The sequence below is a fragment of the Pseudomonas sessilinigenes genome, assembly GCF_003850565.1.
Lineage (GTDB): Bacteria > Pseudomonadota > Gammaproteobacteria > Pseudomonadales > Pseudomonadaceae > Aquipseudomonas > Aquipseudomonas sessilinigenes.
This window is the reverse complement of sequence record NZ_CP027706.1, coordinates 4,738,785-4,758,219: the sequence shown is the minus strand read 5'-3', so window position 1 is coordinate 4,758,219 and position 19,435 is coordinate 4,738,785. Positions and strand designations below refer to the sequence as shown.

The window sequence follows — 19,435 nt, the reverse complement described above, 5'->3', positions numbered from 1 at the left end:
GGCCACAGGCCTCGATCGGAATTTATGGTTATTGTTCTACCCCTGCATTTTTGCTGACAAAAAACGCAAAAAATGATGATAAACCGCTACAAAAATGTACTTTTGCAAACAGCGTTCGATTATCGAGCAGCCCATCCCTCTCCTCGTAAAGGTCCAGAGCCCATGAAAGCCAGCCTTTCCAGCATCCCGGTCTTCAAGCTCTATGGCGAGAATCAGGCCTGGCCGACCCCGGACCTGCTGCACTGCGAATCCATCCCCGAACGCAGCAGCCTGCACCACTGGGAGATCAAGCCCCATCGCCACGCAGACCTCTACCAGTTGCTGTACGTGCAGCGTGGCCAGGCCGTGGTAGAAGTCGAAGGCCAGCGCCGAGAAGTACAGGAGACGGCGGTCCAGGTCATACCGCCGCTGATGGTCCATGGCTTCCAGTTCAGCGCCGATATCCAGGGCTACGTGCTGACCTTGGCGGCCCCCCTGGTCGCCCAGTTGGAAACGCAGTTGGGCGCTCCACTGGCAGTGCTGGCATCTTCTGGTTGTTACTCGGTGGGGCCCGACCGGCGCAGTCTCGACACCCTGTTCAAGACGCTGCTGCATGAGTACGAAGGTAGCGCCTCGGCCCGGGATCTGCTGCTGCAATCACTGGTCAACGTGCTGATGATCTGGATCGCCCGCCGCGGCCAGCGCAACGCCATGCCCGGCAACCGCAACGAGCGTCACCAGCAGTTGCTGGGACATTTCATCAGGCTGGTGGAACGGCACTACCGAGAACACCCTACAGTGGAATCCCTGGCCCACCGCATCGGCTTGTCCAGCGTGTACCTCAATACCCTGTGCCGGGAACTGGCCGGGCAGACCGCCCTGCAGATCATCCACCAGCGCCTGATGCTGGAGGCCAAGCGCAGCCTGGTGTACAGCAACATCGGTATCAGCCAGCTAGCGGATCAGCTAGGTTTCAGCGATCCCACCTACTTCTCGCGGTTCTTCAAGCGCCTTTGCGGCCAGTCGCCCAATGCCTTCCGACAAGATTGTGCACGCCAACGCCAAAACCATGGCTAGGCCCAAAAACAAAACGCCCGGGCATGGCCCGGGCGTGTTCGACAGCGTTTGGCCTCAGGCCTTGCGGGTCCGGGGCAGGAAGATCGCCAATACGCCGAACAGCGGCAGGAACGAGCACAGGAAATACACATGCTCGATACCGTGCAGGTCCGCCAGGTGCCCCAGCAGCGCTGCACCGATCCCGCCAAAACCGAACATCAGGCCGAAAAACACCCCGGCGATCATGCCCACGTTGCCCGGCACCAGCTCCTGGGCATAAACCACGATGGCCGAGAACGCCGAGGCCAGGATGAAGCCGATCACCACGCTCAGGACGCTGGTCCAGAACAGGTCCACATGAGGGAGCAGCAGGGTGAACGGCGCCACCCCGAGGATCGAGAACCAGATCACCGCCTTGCGCCCGATCTTGTCGCCAATGGGGCCACCGAAGAAGGTGCCCGCCGCCACCGCCCCCAAGAACAGGAACAGGTGCAACTGCGAACTGGCCACCGACAAGTCGAACTTCTCGATCAGGTAGAAGGTGAAGTAGCTGGTGAAGCTGGCCATGTAGAAATACTTGGAGAACACCAACAGCCCCAGCACCACCAGGGCACTGATCACCCGCCCCCTGGACAACCCGTGGGTGGCCGCCTGGCCCTGCTTGAGCTGATGCAGGCGCAGATGATTGGCGTACCAGCGACTGATGGCATACAGCACCACCAGGGCCAACAATGCGAACAGGCCGAACCAGGCCACGTTGCCCTGCCCATAGGGAATGATGATCGCCGCTGCCAGCAGTGGGCCGAACGCGGTGCCAGCGTTGCCGCCCACCTGGAAGCTCGACTGCGCCAGGCCATAGCGACCGCCGGATGCCAGGCGCGCCACCCGCGAAGCCTCCGGGTGGAAGGTCGAGGAACCGATGCCGATCAATCCGGAAGCCAGCAGGATCAAGCCGAAGCTGCTCACCTGGGACATCATCAGGATACCGACCAGGGTACAGACCATGCCCGCCGGCAACAGGAACGGCTGGGGACGTCGGTCGGTGTAGTAGCCCACCCAGGGCTGCAGCAGCGACGCCGTGAGCTGGAAGGTCAGGGTAATCAGGCCCACCTGGGTGAAGGTCAGGCCATAGTTGGCCTTGAGCATCGGGTAGATCGCCGGCATCACCGCCTGGATCAGGTCGTTGATCAGGTGCGCGAGCGCCACCGCGCCAATGATGCGCAGGACCAGCGGGCTGCCTTGGGAGGCAGGAGAAGCCGTCGTTGCGACAGGCTGGGCATTGCTGATAGCCATAGAATTGTTTCCGTACAACGGGTGGGTGCACAGGGGCAAGGTGCGTCAATGTGCCACTTTTGCGGGCACTCACGCCATCCCCTTAGCTTGCTAACGACCCGTTCCCTTCGCAATACATCGCTGCCTCTGGAGGCACAAGTGGCGACTCGGCAATGCCAGCAAAGGGGGGATTTTGATAAGCGGTTGATAGCGTAGATATTTTTTTGAAAAAAATGCTTGACGCATGATCGTTCCGAGCGAATAATGCGCGCCACTTGGCTACATAGCTCAGTTGGTTAGAGCATAGCATTCATAATGCTGGGGTCCGGGGTTCAAGTCCCTGTGTAGCCACCAAGTACCGAAAAACGGCTTACCGCAAGGTAGGCCGTTTTTTTATGCCTGCGAAAAAGTACCCGGGATTACGCCTCATTGATCCACAATCGCGACACCCGCATTGAGCGCCGGCGCAGCCTGGGATAGAACACCCGGGCAGTGTTCGTGAGAGCTGCGCAATCCTCACTTCTAGGGCTCGACCATGACAATAAAAACCACCGGGACTTCCCTCGCCCCCTGGCTGTTCTCGCTTCTGGCCATGACCTGTGCCCCGGCCTTCGCCGACCAGGCCAGCGCACCATCTTCCAACCTGCTGACCGCCGCCGTGGCCTGGCGACAGACCGCCGCCGAGTTCCAGGCGCTGTACTACCAGGGCTTCAACGTCGCCAGGATGCAACTGGACCAGGCCCTGCAACAACGCAAGGCCGGCGACCGCCCGCTGGCGATCATCAGCGATATCGACGACACCGTGCTCAGCAGCAACAGCTACTGGGGCTACCTGATCAACTCGGACGAGGAGTTCTTCGACGACGCCGCCTGGGACCAGTGGGTCGCCGACAACGGCCCGGTCGCCACCCCGGGGGCGGTGGAGTTCCTCAAGTACGCCCAGTCCAAGGGCGTCGAAGTGTTCTACGTCACCAGCCGCGACCAGGGCGAGAAGACCTATGAATACGCCCTGGCCAACCTGCGCCACAATCAACTGCCGTTCGCCGACGAGCAGCACCTGACGGTGTACCGCGACAGCTCCAACAAGGAACCGCGCCAGCAGGAAATCGCCAAGGACCATAACGTGGTGGTGATGCTCGGCGACAACCTCAACGATTTCAAACGCAAGTACTACGTGGCCGACGTCCAGCAGCGCAGCCAGCTGATGAGTGAAGACCGCGAACAGTTCGGGCGCAAGTTCATCCTCTTCCCCAACCCCACCGACGGCCATTGGCTGAAGGCGATCTTCGGCGACTCCGAACCGCCGGCCACCCCGGAGAACCGCGCCAAGTTCAAGGCGGCCGCCGGAGCGAATGCCTGGCAGGAAACGGCCGCCAAGCCTTAGGCTCCCACCCTCCACCATGGCCTTTTCTGGGCCATGGTTTCGCCCTTCCCCAATCCCGCAGGCGGTAGATATGAACGCTTCCGAAACCCCGACGCCCCTGCATACCCAACGCCTGGTCCTGCGCAGTGCCGATCAAGACCAAGCCCCGGCCCTGCAGCGTTACCTCCTGGATAACCGCGAGCACCTCGCACCCTGGGAGCCGCTGCGCGACGAGGAGTACTTCCAGCTTGCGGCGGTGGCCCAGCGACTACGGGACATGGCAGGCAAAGTCGCCGCACAAGAGGCACGACACTGGTTGCTGTTCGATCGCGACGAGCAGCGCGTATTGGGCGCCTGCAACTTCACCAACATCGTGCGAGGTGCGTTCCAGGCCTGCCACCTGGGTTTCGCCCTGGCCCGACACGCCCAGGGCCGGGGCCTGATGCACGAAGCCCTGCAAGCGGCCATCGGCCATGCCTTCGATGAACTGCAACTGCATCGGATCATGGCCAACCACCGCCCCGAGAACCTGCGCAGCGCCCAACTGCTTGCGCGCCTGGGCTTCGAACAAGAAGGCCGGGCCCGCGCCTACCTGAAGATCAACGGTGAATGGGCCGACCACGTGCTGACCGCGTTGATCAACCCTCGGCCTATGTGAGCCGCCAATCCATCAACAGGACTGCAACGCAAAAAAACCGCAGCGAGCTGCGGTTTTTTCATGGTCAGTTGAACGGCTGTGGCCGCGGAGTCTGCGCCGAGGAAGGTGGCAGCATCGGCAACTTGAAGTCCGGCTGGTCGCCAGTCAGGGTTTCCAGGAATGCGACGATCTGGCCAACCTGCGAGGTGTCCAGCTTGCGTCCCAGCTGCAAGCGGGCCATGACGTCCACCGCCTCGTCCAGGGTCCAGTAGGCACCGTCGTGGAAGTAGGGATAGGTCAACGCCACGTTGCGCAGGGTCGGGACCTTGAAACGCATCCGGTCGGCGTCCTTGCCGGTCAGTCCGGCAACGCCCTGGGCCGGGTTCTTGGTCACGTAGGGCTCGATCATGCCCATCTTCTGGAACGAGGTGCCGCCCACTGCCTCGCCGTTGTGACAGGCCACGCAGCCGATGGACTTGAACAACTGGTAGCCCTTGAGCGCGGTGGGGCTGATGGCCGCCTGGTCGCCTTGCAGCCAGCGATCGAAGGGCGCGTTGGGAGTCACCAGGGTGTCTTCGAAGGCCGCGATGGCGTTGGTCACGTCATCGAACTTGATGCCATCGTCACCGTAGACCCGCTTGAACGAGGCCCGGTACTGAGGGATGGAGCGCAGCACGTCCACCGCCAGGTCATGGGTGAAACCCATCTCCCCCGGGTTGGCGATGGGGCCCCCTGCTTGCTCCTGGAGCGTGGCGGCGCGGCCGTCCCAATACTGCGCAAAACTCAGGCCCGAGTTGAGCACCGTGGGCGAGTTGATCGGCCCCTGCTGCCAGTTGTGGCCGATGGAGGTCGGCAGGTTGTCGCTGCCACCCATGCTCAGGTTGTGACAGGAGTTGCAGGAAATGAAACCGGACTTGGACAAGCGCGGGTCGAAGAACAATTGCTTGCCCAGCTCCACCTTGTCGACATCCGTGATCTTCGCCGGCTGCACCGGCTGGATCGGTTCGCTGGGCGTCGCTCCCCACGCCTGGCTCCCCCACAGCAATCCGAAAACAAGCAACCACTTACTCGTGTACATGGCGTCCTCTCATCAGGCTTTATGGTTTGCCCCAACCATGTGCCCAATGGCTGGCAGGTGCCCTGATACAGGTCAATCGGTGCAGGTTGAGGCGCCCGGGCGGTCGCGCAAGACCGGGGGTTGCCGGCCGGTGAAGCCCAACGATGCTTTCTAGTGCTGTACATTGCCCCCACGGAAGACACTTCAATTCCCTTGCGAACGGAGCTCAACGCGTGTTCTCGACCCTCCCCTCCCGTTATCGCCAATTGGCCGGCATCGGCCTGATCGCCGCCGCCCTGGGCCTTGCCGCCTGCCACAATCCACCGGCCTCCACCGCCCTGCCACCCGCTCCGGAAGTCGCCTCGGGCTACCGCACCGACATGCAGACCCGGCACGCCGCCAAGCACATGGCCGCTGCCGCCAACCCGCTGGCCGCCGAGGCCGGGCGCGAAATGCTGCGCAAAGGGGGATCGGCCATCGATGCGGCGATCGCCATGCAGGCCGTACTGACCCTGGTGGAACCACAATCCTCGGGGATCGGCGGCGGGGCGATGATCGTGCTTTGGGATGGCAAGGCCGTGCGCACCTATGACGGCCGCGAAACCGCCCCGGCGGGCGCCACCGAGAAGCTGTTCCTGCAGGCCGACGGCAAGCCCATGCCCTTCCCCCAGGCGCAGATCGGCGGACGCTCGGTGGGCACTCCCGGGGTCTTGCGTGCCCTGGAGATGGCCCACAAGCAACACGGTCGCCTGCCCTGGGCGCAACTGTTCGAACCGGCGATCCGCCTGGCCGAACAAGGCTTCGCTATCTCGCCACGGCTGCACACCATGATCAGCAGCGACAGCGCCCTGCCCCGCTCGCCGGACATGGCCGCCTACTTCCTCAACGCCGATGGCACGCCCAAGGCCGTCGGCACCTTGCTGAAGAACCCGCAACTGGCCGCAGTGCTCAAGCGCATCGCCCAGGAAGGCCCGGACACGCTGTACAAGGGGCCGATCGCCGCTGAGATCGTGGCCAAGGTCCAGGGCCACGCCAACCCCGGCAGCCTGTCGCTCGCCGACCTGCAGAACTACCGCGCCAAGGAACGCGCGCCACTGTGCAGCGACTACAAGCGCTGGCAGGTCTGCGGCATGCCGCCGCCCTCCTCCGGTGGCGTGGCCGTGGCGCAGATCCTCGGCACCCTGCAAGCCCTGGAGCAGCGTGATCCACGCTACACCCTGGCCAATCTCAAGCCGCAGAAAACCCAACAGCCGGCCGGCCTGGAACCGGCGCCACAAGCGGTACACCTGATCGCCGAGGCCGAGCGCCTGGCCTACGCCGACCGCGGCCTGTACGTGGCCGACAGTGACTTCGTGCCAGTGCCGGTGGCCGGCCTGATCGCCCCGGACTACCTGGCCAGTCGTGCCGCCCTGATCGGCGAGCGCAGCATGGGCCAGGCCGAGCCCGGCAAACCACGGGGCATCCAGGTGGCCTATGCACCGGACCGTTCGCCGATGCGCATCTCCACCTCCCAGGTCGTGGCGGTGGATGACCAGGGCGGCGCGGTGTCCATGACCACCACGGTGGAAGCGGCGTTCGGCTCGCACCTGATGGTCCAGGGCTTCATGCTCAACAACCAGATGACCGATTTCTCCTTCATTCCCGAAGAGAACGGCCAGCCCGTGGCCAACCGCGTGCAGCCGGGCAAGCGCCCGCGCTCGTCCATGGCGCCGACCCTGGTCTTCGATCGTGCCAGCGGCGAGCTGTTGGCCAGCGTCGGCTCCCCCGGCGGCTCGCAGATCATCGAGTACGTGGCCAAATCGGTGATCGGCATGCTCGACTGGAACCTCGACCCGCAAGCCGCCGTCGGCCTGCCCAACTTCGGCAGCCGCAATGGCCCCACCGAGCTGGAGCAGGGCCAGTTCAGCCCAGCGCTGAAACAGGCGTTGCAGGCCCAGGGTCACCAGGTGAATGAAATCGACATGACCAGCGGCACCCAGGCCATCGTTCGCGTGCGTGATGCGAAGGGCAAGGCGTCCTGGGCCGGTGGCGCCGACCCACGGCGTGAAGGCGAAGCGCTGGGGGACTGAAGGTTCTGCGCTGCACCCAAGGGCTGGCCGTGAGGCCGGCCCTTTTTTGTGGGCCTGTATGCTGTTTTTTGCAGCGCTCTGTATCTGATCGAGCAGGAAGTTCTGCCCTAGCATCAGCGCTTGCCAACGAGGAACAGACGATGCAGCCGATCCCCGCCGATATCACCGTCCCAGGCCTGAATGTGCGTCGCCTGGGCCTCCAGGACCTGGAACTGGTGTGCGCCCACCGCCAGGCGATGTTCCTCGACGCCGGCCATCCACCGGCCACCTTGCAGGTCATGACCGAACACTTTCGTCCCTGGCTGCATCAACGCCTGGTGGACGGTCGTTACTACGGCTTCGTGCTGCTCGAAGCCGAGCAGCCCGTGGCCAGCATCGGCCTGATGAGCATCGACTGGCCGCCCCACCCGGCTCACCCGACCCAGGATCAACGCGGCTACGTGCTCAACGTCTACGTCGAGCCCAGCCACCGCCGCCGGGGCCTGGCCACGGCGCTGATGCAACTGGCGGACGCCGAGTTCCAGCAACGCGGCCTGGGTTTCGCCATCCTGCATGCCACTCGCTCCGGCCAACCCCTCTACCAGGGCCTGGGCTGGGCCGCCACCAGCGAAATGGCCAAGCCCCTGCAACCCTTCGCGTAACCACGCCCTGACCACTCCCGGTGCAATCCGCTTTCCCTGTGCGGCGAACACCTGCATCCGCTGTTTCGCGTGAAGGCCGATGTGCCGATCAGCGATGCCCTGGAGCACGCCTCGACCCTGTTGCATCTGGCAAAGCAATTCACCCTGGAGACAGCCATGGAGCCCCAGTGCGACCGCCATGCTTGAGCGGCACACTTTCCTGGCAAAGATGGGCAAGGCACCGATGTACAACGTGCACGCCACGCTCTGCGCATGACCTGATCGTCCCTGAGCCGACGTCGCCTGCGCGGGCAGATCCAGCGATCTACCCGCACGTCGCTCGACTCACTCAGTGACTTGTTCAAGTCCCAGGGCGGGACTAGGATCGCGCCATGAGAATTACTGCAGTCAGCCAGTTAAAGGCCTTCTGGGAGCGCTACCCGGACGCAGAACAGCCTCTGCTGGCCTGGATCGATGAAGCAAGGAATGCACAGTGGTCCAACCCCACGCAGATCAAGGACCAGTACCGCAACGCCAGCATTCTCAAAAGCCGCAGGGTGGTCTTCAACATCAAGGGCAACGAGTATCGACTGATCGTTGCCGTGGCCTATCGTTTCGGCGCGCTCTACATCAGATTCGTAGGTACGCACCAACAGTTCGATGCCATCGACGCTGACAGCGTAGACAGGGAGTAACCCGCATGAACATCCGCCCCATCCATACCGACCGGGACTATCGCGCAGCGCTGAAAAGCGTCTCGCCGATGTTCGACAACGAACCACAACCGGGAACCCCTGAAGGCGATTACTTCGACGTGATGATCACCCTGATCGAAGCGTACGAAGCCAGGCAGTTCTCCATCGACCTGCCCAACCCGATCGAGGCGATCAAGTTCCGCATGGAACAATCCGGGCTGTCAGCCGCCGACCTGGTCCCCGCCATCGGCCGTACCAACCGCGTCTATGAAGTGCTCAACGGCAAGCGCGCGCTCACCTTGCCCATGATCTGGAAACTGCACCAATTGTTCGGCATTCCCGCCCAGAGCCTGATCAAGCCCACAAAATCATCCTGAGCACCACGGCCGGGCTTGAGCTTGCCCTTAGGTAAAGGCCCAAGATGCCGGCAAGCCCAACAACACCCAGGACGCTCCATGCTCACCATCGGACAAATGGCCCGCTGCCACGGCCTCACCACCAAGACCCTGCGCCACTACGACAGCATCGGCCTGTTCGCCCCCATGCTCACCGGGCGCGACAACGGCTATCGCTACTACAGCCCGCAGCAGATCGCCACCCTCGGCCGGATCGTCTGGCTGCGCCAGTTGGGCATGTCCCTGGAGGACATCCGCACCCTGGCCGACCAGGGTGGCCTGGACAGCCCACTGGCCATGGAGCAGGCGCTGCAAGGGCAGGCGCGGCAACTGGAAAGCGACATCGCTCGCGGCCAGAAGGTGCTGGGCCACCTGCAACGCTACCTGGCCCAACCTCCACGCCAGCTCCCCAAGGCCCAACTGCCGGAACGGGTATTTCTCAGCGCGCAGCGGATCATCGGCATGGCTTGGCAGCAGGGTGATGCGGGCTCCATTCCCGAGTTGTGGCAACGCTTCGAACCCCGCGAACAGGAAATCCAGCGCCTGGCCGAGCCGATGGGCACCTACGGCGTCTGCCAACCCCTGGACGACAACCAATGGCGCTACATAGCCGGCCTGCCGGTGGCCGCCGACGCGCCCCTGGTGCCGGGCATGGTGGAGCTGGAGATCCCCGCCCGCCATTACGCCCGGGTGGAGCACCACGGCACCGTGCAAACCCTGCCGGAAACCTTCCGCGCCGCCTACAGCGAATGGCTGCCCGCCGCCGGGCTGGTGCCCGTGGATGCGGTGGAGTTCGAGTACAGCGGTGAACGCTTCCTCGGCCCGATGCACCCCGACAGCGTGGTGGAGTTGTATATCCCGCTCGGTGCCTGAGGCTCTGGAATCGGGGCGACCGCTGGTCACCCCCTTCGCCCCACGGCTTGCCGGTCAGCAAAAATGCATCGGATACCGCTATGCTCTGCCCCCATCCCCGAGGTAACCGAGCGCAGGCCCGATGAGTTTCCAGGCAAATGTGTTGAAGCAGATCGCAGGTATCCGCCATGAGTTCTCCACCATCGGCGCGACGCTACCGGCCAGCCTGTTCTTCTGCTCCCAGGTACACAGCGGCGATGTCATCGAGGCCAGCACGACCCTGCCCAGCGGGATCATCCGTGGCGATGCGGTACTGACCCGCTCCACCCGACCGATCGCGGTGGTCACCGCCGACTGCCTGCCGATCCTGATCAGCAGCGACGACGGCGCCTGGGTCGCGGCGGTGCATGGCGGCTGGAAGGGCCTGCACGGCGGAATCATCGCCAATGTGCTGCAACACCTGGCGACCAAGGGTGTGGAACCGCACCAAGTGCGGGTCGCCATCGGCCCTTCGATCAAACCTTGCTGCTATGAGGTCAGTGCCGACTTCATCACCCCCCTCTCGGCAGATCCGCTGCGCCCCTGGCCGGCCACCCAGGCCCCCTGGAGCCACGAGCAACCCACGCCGCTGCTGCCATCGCAAATCCCCCCGCCCGCAGCCAGCCAGCAAGGCTCCCTGTGGTTCGACCTGAGCCGCTACGCCGTGCATTTGCTACATGCCGCTGGTGTCATCGATCAGCAGATCGAAATCAGCCCGCTCTGCACCTACTGCTCCACCCCAAGCCTGGCCAGCTACCGGCGCCGAGGCCATCGGGGCGAGGAAAAGACCTTCCAGTACTCCTGGATCGGCCGCACGCTCGCCGGCTGACCGCAGCATCAAGATAGGTTTGCCAGGCCAGCTGGGTTAACGTGGCCGCCTTTTTCAGGCCCAACCCAAGGAGTGCCCGTGTCTGACAATCTCTATGCCCCGCCCCAGGCGGACCTGGCCGCCCCCCTACCACAAGCCAAGCAGCCGCCGTTCTACGTGGTATCCCGGGGCAAGTTCCTCACCCTGTTCATCCTCACTTTCGGTCTCTACCGGGTGTACTGGGCCTACAAGAACTGGAAACAGTTCAAGCAGGACAGCGGTGAGGAAATGTGGCCGGTGGCCCGGGCGATCTTTGCCATCTTCTTCACCCACGCGCTGTACCGCGAGGCCGATGCCCGGCTCAAGCACAATGGCCAGGACTTCAAATGGGAGCACGATGGCCTGGCGACCCTATTCGTGGTCGTATCGGTGGCCAGCAATATCCTGGACAGCCTGGCACGCAAGAACATCGGTTATCCGCTGGTGGATATCGCCAACCTGCTGTTGATACCTGCCCTGGCCTGGATCACCTGGCTCGGCCAGCGCGGCCTGAACGCCGCCGCAGGAGATCCCGAAGGCCGCAGCAACGCCCGTTTCACGCCGCTGAACTATGTGTTCATTGTGCTCGGGGCGGTGCTGCTGGTCGTGGTGTGCCTGGGGATGATGGTCATGGCGCTCTGAATTCAGGCGCTGACGTAGACCCAGGCCTGGAGGCCGGAAGACAAGGTCACGCTGACTCTTTTGTAGTCCGAGACTTCATAGCGGTCGGCGGCTGCCAGTTCCTCGGCAGTGATGCGAAACACCATGCCGGGGATCGGTGCGCTGTCCGCCGACCCCGGACGCAGGATCGGGTGATGGGTCTTGCCGCTACTGGCCAGCACCTGCGGGTCAGTGATTTCCACCCAGTGCTGCTCGTAGCCGAGCATGGCGTCAGGGCTGCCCTCCAGCTCGCGCCCGAAGTTGGCCAGTTGCACCGCCTTGTCCTGCAGGGTCCCGTAGGAAAAAAGATAAACCGATGCTGGAGTTGCCGCACTCATCCGTAGTGTCCCAATCAAGGTTGTGATCCGCTTCAGCGGGTGATTTTCAATGCCTGCCGCTCGCCGTGTCGCTCCAGCGCCAGCTCGATCAGCCGGCTGACCAGCTCGCTGTAGGTCATGCCCGCGGCCTGCCACAACTTGGGGTACATGCTGATGCGCGTGAACCCCGGCAAGGTGTTGACCTCGTTGATCAGTACCTGGCCACTGTCAGTGAGAAACACATCGACCCGCGCCAGCCCGGAGCAACCCAGCACCTGGAAGGCCTCGATGGCCAGGGCACGAATCCGCTCGCTGGCTTCATGGCCAATGGCCGCCGGCACCACCACCTGGGCCGCCTGCTCGTCGATGTACTTGCTGTCATAGGAATAGAAACCGCTGCCGACCACGATCTCGCCACAGCCACTGGCGATGGGCTGGTCGTTGCCCAGTACCGCGCACTCGATCTCCCGGCCATGCACCGCCGACTCCACCAGCACCTTGTGGTCGAACCCCAGGGCCAGCTCTACCGCGGCCTGGTACTGGGCCTCATCCTCGACCTTGCTCACCCCCACCGACGAGCCCTGGTTGGCCGGTTTGACGAACAGCGGCAGGCCAAGCGCCGCCTGGACCTGGGCAAAGTCATGGCGCGCCCGGTTGGCGCGGGTCAGGGTGACGAAGGGCGTTACCGCAAGGCCGGCATCGCGCAGCAGGCGCTTGCTGATGTCCTTGTCCATGCACACCGCCGAGCCCAGCACGTCGGAGCCGACGAAGGGCAAGTCGGCCATGCGCAGCAGGCCCTGCAGGCAACCGTCTTCGCCCAGGGTGCCGTGGACGATGGGGAAGATCACATCGACGTGCCCCAACATCTCCTGGCTGGAGGTCTCCACCAGTTGCCCGCTGGCCTTGCCCGGCACCACCGCCAGTTCACGGTTGGACTGGTTGAGGGCGATCAGCGCGGGGTTCTCCTGGTTGATCAGGAAGTTCGAGGTGTCGTTGAGGTGCCAGTGGCCCTGCTTGTCGATACCGATCAACACCGGTTCGAAACGTGTGCGATCCAGGGCGTCGACGACGTTACGTGCCGATTGCAGCGACACTTCATGCTCGGCCGAACGGCCACCAAAGATAATCCCGACCCGCAGCTTGCTCATGAATGGTTTCCGTCTTGAAAAAAGATTCCCGGCCTCAGCTCGGGCTGTAGCGCAGGTGGATCAGCGCCACCCGCTCCTGTTGCTTGTCCTTGCGTTCCTCGATGGCGAAGGGCACGAACCCCAGCTTCGGGTAGAACAACAGCCCCGCCACATTGCTGTTGAAGCAGGACAGGGTCACATCGCGAGCCTGGTGCCGGCTGCGGGCGAGATAGATCATCTGCCCGATCAACTGCGCACCCAACCCGACGCTGCGCACCTCCGGATCGACGATCACGTTGCCGATGGTGCAGGTGCCGCCCTGCTCCCAGCGATAGAAATTGGCGAACCCTACCACCTGCCCGTCCCGCTCGAGCACCGTGGAATCGCTGCGCTGGGCGATGGAGTCGCGTAACTGCTCAGGGGTCAAGGGCCAGGTGGCGGCGGGAAAAAAGAAGAACAGCTCCTGGGCGTTGCGTACAAAGCTGCAGATGCGCGGGATATCGGCATCTGCCGCCGGGCGGAAGGTCACTGTCATATTCGGTCTCCTGCGCGGAAGTAGCGTCCTGGTCGGGGTTCGCATCACGGGCCCCAAAACTTGCCGCATGAGCCTGTCGCGAGGGGGTGGACGCTACTCCACTCGCTCCGGGCAGGCAACAGCCGAACGCCCCGCGAACTATGCTCAAGGAAGCAGCCACCACGCTGTCGGAGGGCGATCATGAAAGGCTACCTGGTCATTTTCTTCACCCAGCAGAACCGTCGCCACCAGGGCCGGATGCTGGGTGACTGGATCGTCGATCTGGCCCGCGGCATGGGCCTGCACGGTGCCACCCTGTCCAGCGCCATCGAAGGCTTCGGCCAATCCCGGCACCTGCATTCGGTGCACTTCTTCGACCAGGCCGACCAGCCCCTGGAGATCCGCCTGGCAATGACGATGGCCGAGGCCGAACGCCTGTTCGAGCGCCTGGCGACCGAGGATTTCTCGCTGTTCTACATCAAGACGCCCATCGAGTTCGGGTACCTGGGCAAGCAGGCGCAGCCGATGGCACCTGATGCGCCCAGCAAGACAGCCAGCGCCCCCTTAAGTTAACGTGCCCGCCTTGGTTTCCCCATCAGGACTGTTCCATGGCCAGACCTGCCACCCCCACCGACTGGGTTCACCGCGCACCACCCGCCCAGGGCCTGGAGCGCATCGAAGCGTACTTCGCCGGGCATGGCTACGACATGCATCGCCACGACACCTACGCCATCGGCCGCACCCTGCGCGGGGTACAGAGCTTCCAGTACCGCGGCGGCTGGCGCCATAGCCTGCCGGGCGGAACCATGGTCCTGCACCCCGACGAAGCCCACGATGGCGAAGCCGGCACCCAGGATGGCTTTCACTACCGCATGCTGTATGTCGAACCCGCCCTGATCCAGCAGATCCTCGGTGGCCAACCCCTGCCCTTCATCGCTGGTGGGCTGTCCGCCGACCCACGCTTGTTCGCCGCCACCGACGCGCTATTGCGCAGTGTCGAACACACGATGGACCCGCTGGAGCAGCAAGATGCCCTGTTCGACCTGGCCCACGCGCTCAACCGGGTATCCGGGGTCGCGGCGCCGCGCCAGCGCTTCGACTACCAGGCCGCCGAACGTGCCCGGGAATACATCCACAGTGCCCTGGACCGCACCCTGACCCTCGATGAGCTGGCCGCCCACAGCCAGTGCGATCGCTGGAGCCTGTCCCGGGATTTTCGCCTGCTGTTCGGCACCAGTCCCTACCGCTACCTGAGCATGCGCCGCCTGGACCTGGTCCGGGCGCTGCTGGTGCAGGGCCAGCCCCTGGCCCACGCAGCGCTGGCTGCCGGCTTCGCCGACCAGAGCCACATGACCCGCCAGTTCCGCCAGGCCTATGGCCTGCCACCGGCACGCTGGCTGAAGATGCTCGGCCGCTGAGCCACGCACAATCGTTCAAGAATCCACCGCCGGTCATGACCTACCCTGGGCGCTCATTCACCAGCGATATGGAGCCCCCATGAACAATCCCGCCAGCACCGCGCAACGCCCATACCAGAGCATCAACTTCGCCCAGAAGCTCGGCCTGTTCAGCGAACAGTGGACGCCCAAGGTGATCGCCGAGATGAACGACTACCAGTTCAAGATCTCCAGGCTGCAAGGCGAGTTCGTCTGGCATGCCCATGCCGAGACCGACGAAACCTTCATCGTCCTCGACGGCCTGCTGCACATCGACTTCCGCGACGGCCGGGTGTCCATCGCCAGCGGCGAGATGTTCGTCGTGCCCCGGGGGGTGGAGCACAAGCCCTGGTCCGAAGAGGAGGTCAAGCTGCTGCTGATCGAACCCCGTGGCGTGCTCAATACCGGAGACCAGGGCGGCGAACGCACGGCACAGAACGATATCTGGATCTGATCCCTGCCCGGCGGTCGGCCAAGGGAATTTCTAGCGAGCTGCCAGGGTCAGACCTGCGGTAAGCCACAGATCGGCTACCCTTGAACGGCTACAGGAGCGTCGACCAACCTGCGTCGCTCCTGGCAGCCATGGTTAGTTTTCCGTGCGCTGGCTCCATTGCAGGGACCGCAACCTGGTCCCGGTCCTCGATGACGCCCATGGCGCATCCCTCCACCGCCCAGACCCCGGACCCCTGAATGCCCGAACCGCACCAACCCTCCCTTGCCCCTCCCCTGCTCCAGGATCTGCGTGCCGGCACCGCAACGCTGCATGTGGCCCTGGAGCAACGCCTGCCGTTCTTCTGTGAGCAGCTGGACGCTGCCTGGTACCAACGCCTGATCCAGGCCTACTACGGCTTCTACCAACCCCTGGAGGCGGCTCTGGATCAAAGCGGGCTGATTCCGGCCGGCTACGAGCCGCAACTGCGGCGCAAGACTCCAGCGCTGCACGGCGACTTGCTGGCCCTGGGCTTGAGCCAGGCCGAAATCGACCACCTGCCACGCTGCCCGCAGCTGCCCCGGCTGGACACTCCGGGCGCCTGCCTGGGCACCCTCTACGTGCTGGAGGGCGCGACCCTGGGCGGGCAGATCCTGCGCCGCGAAATGGCCCGGCGCCTGGCGCTGGATGCCGGCAACGGCGGAGCCTTCCTCGACGTCTACGGCGCCCTTACCGGCCGGCGCTGGAAGGATTTCCTCGACTACCTGGGCCGCATGCCCAGCCACACCAGCGCCCGCCAGCAAGTAGTGGACGCCGCACAATCCACATTTGCCTGCTTCGAGCGCTGGCTCGACAGCCGCGAGGTGCTGCTATGACCCCCCAGGATTCCCAGGCCTTCGAGCAGTTGCTGGCCAACTGCGCCAACGAACCCATCCGCTCCCCGGGCGCAATCCAGCCCCACGGCGTCCTGCTGACCCTGGACGAGCCAGGGTTGCGCATCCGCCAGGTCAGCGCCAACGTCGAGACCCTGCTGGGCCAATGCGCCGAGCAAGTCGTCGAGCAGCCCCTGGACAGCCTCCTGGGCACCGAACACACCCAGAGCATTCGCCAACTGCTGCAACTGCAACACTTGCTCGATGCCCCGCCGCTGTACCTGGAGCTCCATGGCAGGCGCTTCGAAGCCTTGCTGCACCGGCACCAGGACGTACTGATTCTGGAACTGGAGCACCAGCTCGAACAGCACCAGGCCCCGGAGCTCAAGCAGCGCACCGACAACCTCGGGCGCCTGCTGCGTCGCCTGCAGACCGCCAAGACCCTGCAAGAGCTGTACGCCATCAGCGTCAGCGAGATCCAGGCCATGACCGGCTACGACCGGGTGCTGATCTATCGCTTCGAAGACGAAGGCCACGGCCAGGTGATCGCCGAGGCCACGCGGCCGACCATGGAAGTGTTCAACGGCCTGTTCTTCCCCGCCTCGGACATTCCCCAGCAGGCCCGCGAGCTGTACCGCAGCAACTGGCTGCGGATCATTCCCGATGCCGACTACCAGCCGGTGCCGCTGGTGCCGACCTTGCGCCCGGACACCGGACAGGCCCTGGACCTGAGCTTCGCCACCTTGCGCAGCGTGTCGCCGATCCACTGCCAGTACATGAAGAACATGGGTGTGCTGTCGTCCATGAGCATCTCCTTGCTCAAGGACGACCAGCTCTGGGGCCTGATCAGCTGCGGCAACCGCCAGCCACTGCTGGTGCCCCACGAGTTGCGCATCGCCTGCCAGACCATCGGCCAGGTGCTGTCGCTGCAGATCAGCGCCATGGAAGCCCTGGAAGTCAGCCGCCAGCGCGAGGAAAAGCTCGCCACCCTGGCCAGCCTCAACCAGGCCATGGCACAGGCCAGCGGCAGCGTGTTCGCCAGCCTGGCCCAGGACCCCGGGCAGCTGCTGGAACTGACCCGGGCCGGCGGCGTGGCGATCATCGAGGATCACCAGCTGCACTGCTTCGGCAACTGCCCGCCGCCAGAGCAGATCCGCGCCCTGCACCGCTGGTTGCAAGCGTCCGGGCAACCGGTGTTCGCCACTCACCACCTGGCCAGCGTCTACCCGCCGGCGGCCAGTTATCAACAGGTGGCCAGCGGTGTCCTGGCCATGAGCCTGCCCAAGCCTGTGGATAACGGCGTGCTGTGGTTCCGGCCCGAGGTGAAGGAAAACATCAACTGGAGCGGCAACCCGCAAAAGCCCCTGGACCTGGAGAACTCCGACGCCGGCCTGCGCCTGCGACCGCGTACCTCGTTCGAGATCTGGAAAGTGGAAATGGCCGGGATCTCCAACAAGTGGAGCCACGGCGACCGCTTCGCCGCCAACGACCTGCGCCGCTCGGCCCTGGAGCACGACCTGGCGCGCCAGGTGCTGCGCGAACAACAGGCAGTGCGCGCCCGGGACGAGCTGGTGGCGGTGGTGTCCCACGACCTGCGCAACCCCATGACCGTGATCTCCATGCTCTGCGGCATGATGCAGAAAGCCTTCAGCTCCGACGGCCCCCACACCTCGCGGCGCATCTCCTCGGCCATCGACACCATGCAGCAGGCCGCCAGCCGCATGAACATCCTGCTGGAGGATCTGCTGGACACCTCGAAGATCGAGGCCGGGCGCTACCGCATCGCCCCCCAGCCGCTGGATGTCGCGCAGATCTTCGAGGAAGCCTATTCGCTGCTGGCTCCCCTGGCCCTGGACAAGTCCATCGATATCAGTTTCCACGCCGAGCCGGACCTGACCATCCACGCTGACCCCGAGCGGCTGTTCCAGGTGTTGTCGAACCTGGTGGGCAACGCCATCAAGTTCACCCCCAAGCAGGGCAAGGTCGGGGTGGTGGCGATGTCCGACGGCGAGCAGATCGTGTTCAGCGTCCGCGACTCCGGAGAAGGCATTCCCGCCGACCAACTGCCGTTCATCTTCGACCGCTACTGGACCATGAAGGAAGGCAACCCCAACGGTACTGGCCTGGGGCTGTACATCACCCAGGGCATCGTCCAGGCCCACGGCGGCACCATCCAGGCCTACAGCGAGGTGGGCAAGGGCAGCGAGTTCCGCTTCAGCGTGCCCCGGGCCTGACCCTCATTCGGCGCCGTGGGCCACCAGCCAGTCATGGAACAACTGGCCGCTGGCCGACAGGCGCCGGTTGCGCAGGTGCACCAGGAAATCCGCCTGGCCGGTGTGGAACGCCCAGTCGCCAACCCGTAGCAACTCGCCCTGGGCCACCCCGTCGCGGGCCATGAAATCCCAGCCCAGGCCCACCCCCAGCCCCTGCTGCACGGCGCTGAACATCAAGGTCAGCTGATTGAAGCCCAAGGCCCCCGGCGGTGCGCTGTAGTCCAGGCCGAAGTGACGGAACCAGTCCCGCCAGTCGATGCAGTTCCATGCCGAGGCGTCCAGCTGGATCAGCGGCAAGGCCGCCAACTGCCCAAGCTCGCTGACCACCGGCAACTCCAGGCGCCGGCTGGCGATGGGGTAGACGATCTCGGCGAACAGCGGCGTGGCCGCCAGGGACGACCAGTGCCCCGGCCCGTAGAGAATGCCGAAGTCATGCTCGGCCACGCTGGACTCGTCCATGTCGTTGTTGGCATGGATACTCACGGTGATCTCCGGGTGCTGCTTGTTGAATGCCAGCAAGCGCGGGAACAGCCAGAACTGCGCCACCGCATGGGTGCATTGCACGGTGATGGTGTTGGCATCGCGCCCGGCCCGTAGCCGCGTGACGCTGCGCAGCAAGGCTTCGAGCTGGGTGCTGACCTGGGCGAACAGCGCCGCGCCGCTGGCAGTGAGCTTCACCCCCCGGGCCTGGCGCTCGAACAGCTCGGTCTTGAGCGACAGCTCCAGGGTGCGGATCTGCTTGCTCACCGCGCTCTGGGTCAGGCACAGCTCGGTGGCGGCCCGGGTGAAGCTTGCGTTGCGGCCCACCGCTTCGAAGGTCACCAGGGTTTCCAGTGGCGGCAAGTGCCGGGCGAAGCGACTCATTAGGTATTCCCCAGGAGAATAGGTAGGTGCCTATATATCCTTTGTCCATCCGGTCAGCAAT

The 19,435-nt window shown here is 64.3% G+C and carries 21 protein-coding genes, 1 tRNA gene and 1 pseudogene; 17 read left to right on the top strand and 6 right to left on the bottom strand.

The window, feature by feature from the left end:
* Window positions 1–162: 162 nt before the first annotated feature.
* Complete coding sequence (locus C4K39_RS22105) at window positions 163–1,056, top strand: helix-turn-helix domain-containing protein (RefSeq protein ID WP_124347417.1); 894 nt, start codon at window positions 163–165, stop codon at window positions 1,054–1,056.
* Window positions 1,057–1,110: 54 nt separating this feature from the next.
* Here the strand turns inward: C4K39_RS22105 and C4K39_RS22100 are convergent, their stop codons facing one another.
* Window positions 1,111–2,328 carry an MFS transporter gene (locus tag C4K39_RS22100; protein WP_068578112.1) on the bottom strand — a complete coding sequence of 406 codons (1,218 nt, stop codon included), beginning with the start codon at window positions 2,326–2,328 and terminating at the stop codon, window positions 1,111–1,113.
* 256 nt (window positions 2,329–2,584) lie between these two features.
* On the opposite strand from C4K39_RS22100, the gene C4K39_RS22095 reads away from it, so the two are divergent.
* From C4K39_RS22095 to rimJ, 3 genes are all read left to right on the top strand, one after another.
* Window positions 2,585–2,661: transfer RNA gene (locus tag C4K39_RS22095), tRNA-Met, on the top strand.
* Between the two features lie 181 nt (window positions 2,662–2,842).
* Complete coding sequence (locus C4K39_RS22090; RefSeq protein WP_124347416.1) at window positions 2,843–3,691, top strand: 5'-nucleotidase, lipoprotein e(P4) family; 849 nt, start codon at window positions 2,843–2,845, stop codon at window positions 3,689–3,691.
* A 70-nt stretch (window positions 3,692–3,761) separates the two neighbouring features.
* Window positions 3,762–4,328 carry a ribosomal protein S5-alanine N-acetyltransferase gene (gene rimJ, locus C4K39_RS22085; RefSeq protein WP_124347415.1) on the top strand — a complete coding sequence of 189 codons (567 nt, stop codon included), beginning with the start codon at window positions 3,762–3,764 and terminating at the stop codon, window positions 4,326–4,328.
* Window positions 4,329–4,392: 64 nt separating this feature from the next.
* Here the strand turns inward: rimJ and C4K39_RS22080 are convergent, their stop codons facing one another.
* A complete protein-coding gene (locus C4K39_RS22080; RefSeq protein WP_124347414.1) occupies window positions 4,393–5,385 on the bottom strand; it encodes a cytochrome-c peroxidase in 993 nt (330 codons plus the stop codon).
* A 212-nt stretch (window positions 5,386–5,597) separates the two neighbouring features.
* Between C4K39_RS22080 and ggt the strand changes: the two genes are divergently transcribed.
* From ggt to C4K39_RS22040, 8 genes and pseudogenes are all read left to right on the top strand, one after another.
* Window positions 5,598–7,433 carry a gamma-glutamyltransferase gene (gene ggt / locus C4K39_RS22075; RefSeq protein WP_124347413.1) on the top strand — a complete coding sequence of 612 codons (1,836 nt, stop codon included), beginning with the start codon at window positions 5,598–5,600 and terminating at the stop codon, window positions 7,431–7,433.
* A gap of 140 nt (window positions 7,434–7,573) precedes the next feature.
* Window positions 7,574–8,074, top strand: a complete 501-nt coding sequence (locus tag C4K39_RS22070) for a GNAT family N-acetyltransferase (RefSeq protein ID WP_124347412.1) — start codon at window positions 7,574–7,576, stop codon at window positions 8,072–8,074.
* Window positions 8,075–8,081: 7 nt separating this feature from the next.
* Window positions 8,082–8,330 (top strand): annotated as a pseudogene (locus C4K39_RS32290) (DUF3077 domain-containing protein).
* A gap of 115 nt (window positions 8,331–8,445) precedes the next feature.
* On the top strand, window positions 8,446–8,748 hold the full coding sequence (locus C4K39_RS22060; protein WP_124347411.1) for a type II toxin-antitoxin system HigB family toxin: 303 nt from the start codon (window positions 8,446–8,448) through the stop codon (window positions 8,746–8,748).
* Window positions 8,749–8,753: 5 nt separating this feature from the next.
* Window positions 8,754–9,125 carry a helix-turn-helix domain-containing protein gene (locus C4K39_RS22055; RefSeq protein ID WP_124347410.1) on the top strand — a complete coding sequence of 124 codons (372 nt, stop codon included), beginning with the start codon at window positions 8,754–8,756 and terminating at the stop codon, window positions 9,123–9,125.
* Between the two features lie 78 nt (window positions 9,126–9,203).
* A complete protein-coding gene (locus tag C4K39_RS22050) occupies window positions 9,204–10,016 on the top strand; it encodes a MerR family transcriptional regulator (protein WP_068575848.1) in 813 nt (270 codons plus the stop codon).
* A 121-nt stretch (window positions 10,017–10,137) separates the two neighbouring features.
* A complete protein-coding gene (locus tag C4K39_RS22045; protein ID WP_124347409.1) occupies window positions 10,138–10,863 on the top strand; it encodes a purine nucleoside phosphorylase YfiH/LACC1 family protein in 726 nt (241 codons plus the stop codon).
* Between the two features lie 78 nt (window positions 10,864–10,941).
* A complete protein-coding gene (locus C4K39_RS22040; protein ID WP_124347408.1) occupies window positions 10,942–11,523 on the top strand; it encodes a hypothetical protein in 582 nt (193 codons plus the stop codon).
* A 2-nt stretch (window positions 11,524–11,525) separates the two neighbouring features.
* Here the strand turns inward: C4K39_RS22040 and C4K39_RS22035 are convergent, their stop codons facing one another.
* From C4K39_RS22035 to C4K39_RS22025, 3 genes are read right to left on the bottom strand one after another with little or no spacing between them, the layout of a single operon-like run.
* Entirely contained in the window at window positions 11,526–11,879 is a 354-nt protein-coding gene (locus C4K39_RS22035) for a gamma-glutamylcyclotransferase family protein (protein ID WP_124347407.1), read from the bottom strand.
* 32 nt (window positions 11,880–11,911) lie between these two features.
* The gene (gene ddlA / locus C4K39_RS22030) at window positions 11,912–13,006 is read right to left on the bottom strand and encodes a D-alanine--D-alanine ligase (protein WP_068575841.1); all 1,095 of its coding nucleotides are present in this window, start codon (window positions 13,004–13,006) and stop codon (window positions 11,912–11,914) included.
* Between the two features lie 34 nt (window positions 13,007–13,040).
* Window positions 13,041–13,520, bottom strand: a complete 480-nt coding sequence (locus C4K39_RS22025; protein WP_068575840.1) for a GNAT family N-acetyltransferase — start codon at window positions 13,518–13,520, stop codon at window positions 13,041–13,043.
* Window positions 13,521–13,700: 180 nt separating this feature from the next.
* On the opposite strand from C4K39_RS22025, the gene C4K39_RS22020 reads away from it, so the two are divergent.
* The 5 genes from C4K39_RS22020 (at window position 13,701) to C4K39_RS22000 (ending at window position 18,471) form a co-directional block, all read left to right on the top strand.
* Window positions 13,701–14,072 carry a DUF190 domain-containing protein gene (locus C4K39_RS22020; RefSeq protein ID WP_124347406.1) on the top strand — a complete coding sequence of 124 codons (372 nt, stop codon included), beginning with the start codon at window positions 13,701–13,703 and terminating at the stop codon, window positions 14,070–14,072.
* Between the two features lie 35 nt (window positions 14,073–14,107).
* Window positions 14,108–14,917, top strand: a complete 810-nt coding sequence (locus tag C4K39_RS22015) for an AraC family transcriptional regulator (RefSeq protein ID WP_124347405.1) — start codon at window positions 14,108–14,110, stop codon at window positions 14,915–14,917.
* Window positions 14,918–14,996: 79 nt separating this feature from the next.
* Complete coding sequence (locus C4K39_RS22010) at window positions 14,997–15,389, top strand: cupin domain-containing protein (RefSeq protein ID WP_124347404.1); 393 nt, start codon at window positions 14,997–14,999, stop codon at window positions 15,387–15,389.
* Window positions 15,390–15,625: 236 nt separating this feature from the next.
* Window positions 15,626–16,240: a biliverdin-producing heme oxygenase gene (locus tag C4K39_RS22005; RefSeq protein ID WP_068575831.1), complete on the top strand. Its 615-nt coding sequence runs from the start codon at window positions 15,626–15,628 to the stop codon at window positions 16,238–16,240.
* Window positions 16,237–18,471: an ATP-binding protein gene (locus C4K39_RS22000; protein WP_124347403.1), complete on the top strand. Its 2,235-nt coding sequence runs from the start codon at window positions 16,237–16,239 to the stop codon at window positions 18,469–18,471. The genes C4K39_RS22005 and C4K39_RS22000 overlap by 4 nt, the downstream gene beginning before the upstream one ends.
* Before the next feature lie 3 nt (window positions 18,472–18,474).
* Here C4K39_RS22000 and C4K39_RS21995 read toward each other — a convergent pair whose 3' ends face one another.
* Window positions 18,475–19,374, bottom strand: a complete 900-nt coding sequence (locus tag C4K39_RS21995) for a LysR substrate-binding domain-containing protein (RefSeq protein ID WP_068575827.1) — start codon at window positions 19,372–19,374, stop codon at window positions 18,475–18,477.
* Between the last annotated feature and the right edge of the window lie 61 nt (window positions 19,375–19,435).

Coding starts and splice junctions, on each gene's coding strand:
- C4K39_RS22035 (WP_124347407.1), bottom strand. CDS start 11,879: ATGAGTGCGGCAACTCCAGCATCGGTTTATCTTTTTTCCTACGGGACC.
- C4K39_RS22010 (WP_124347404.1), top strand. CDS start 14,997: ATGAACAATCCCGCCAGCACCGCGCAACGCCCATACCAGAGCATCAAC.
- C4K39_RS22020 (WP_124347406.1), top strand. CDS start 13,701: ATGAAAGGCTACCTGGTCATTTTCTTCACCCAGCAGAACCGTCGCCAC.
- C4K39_RS22090 (WP_124347416.1), top strand. CDS start 2,843: ATGACAATAAAAACCACCGGGACTTCCCTCGCCCCCTGGCTGTTCTCG.
- C4K39_RS22000 (WP_124347403.1), top strand. CDS start 16,237: ATGACCCCCCAGGATTCCCAGGCCTTCGAGCAGTTGCTGGCCAACTGC.
- C4K39_RS22105 (WP_124347417.1), top strand. CDS start 163: ATGAAAGCCAGCCTTTCCAGCATCCCGGTCTTCAAGCTCTATGGCGAG.
- C4K39_RS22015 (WP_124347405.1), top strand. CDS start 14,108: ATGGCCAGACCTGCCACCCCCACCGACTGGGTTCACCGCGCACCACCC.
- C4K39_RS22070 (WP_124347412.1), top strand. CDS start 7,574: ATGCAGCCGATCCCCGCCGATATCACCGTCCCAGGCCTGAATGTGCGT.
- C4K39_RS22100 (WP_068578112.1), bottom strand. CDS start 2,328: ATGGCTATCAGCAATGCCCAGCCTGTCGCAACGACGGCTTCTCCTGCC.
- ddlA (WP_068575841.1), bottom strand. CDS start 13,006: ATGAGCAAGCTGCGGGTCGGGATTATCTTTGGTGGCCGTTCGGCCGAG.
- C4K39_RS22005 (WP_068575831.1), top strand. CDS start 15,626: ATGCCCGAACCGCACCAACCCTCCCTTGCCCCTCCCCTGCTCCAGGAT.
- C4K39_RS22050 (WP_068575848.1), top strand. CDS start 9,204: ATGCTCACCATCGGACAAATGGCCCGCTGCCACGGCCTCACCACCAAG.
- C4K39_RS22060 (WP_124347411.1), top strand. CDS start 8,446: ATGAGAATTACTGCAGTCAGCCAGTTAAAGGCCTTCTGGGAGCGCTAC.
- rimJ (WP_124347415.1), top strand. CDS start 3,762: ATGAACGCTTCCGAAACCCCGACGCCCCTGCATACCCAACGCCTGGTC.
- C4K39_RS22055 (WP_124347410.1), top strand. CDS start 8,754: ATGAACATCCGCCCCATCCATACCGACCGGGACTATCGCGCAGCGCTG.
- C4K39_RS22080 (WP_124347414.1), bottom strand. CDS start 5,385: ATGTACACGAGTAAGTGGTTGCTTGTTTTCGGATTGCTGTGGGGGAGC.
- C4K39_RS21995 (WP_068575827.1), bottom strand. CDS start 19,374: ATGAGTCGCTTCGCCCGGCACTTGCCGCCACTGGAAACCCTGGTGACC.
- C4K39_RS22045 (WP_124347409.1), top strand. CDS start 10,138: ATGAGTTTCCAGGCAAATGTGTTGAAGCAGATCGCAGGTATCCGCCAT.
- C4K39_RS22025 (WP_068575840.1), bottom strand. CDS start 13,520: ATGACAGTGACCTTCCGCCCGGCGGCAGATGCCGATATCCCGCGCATC.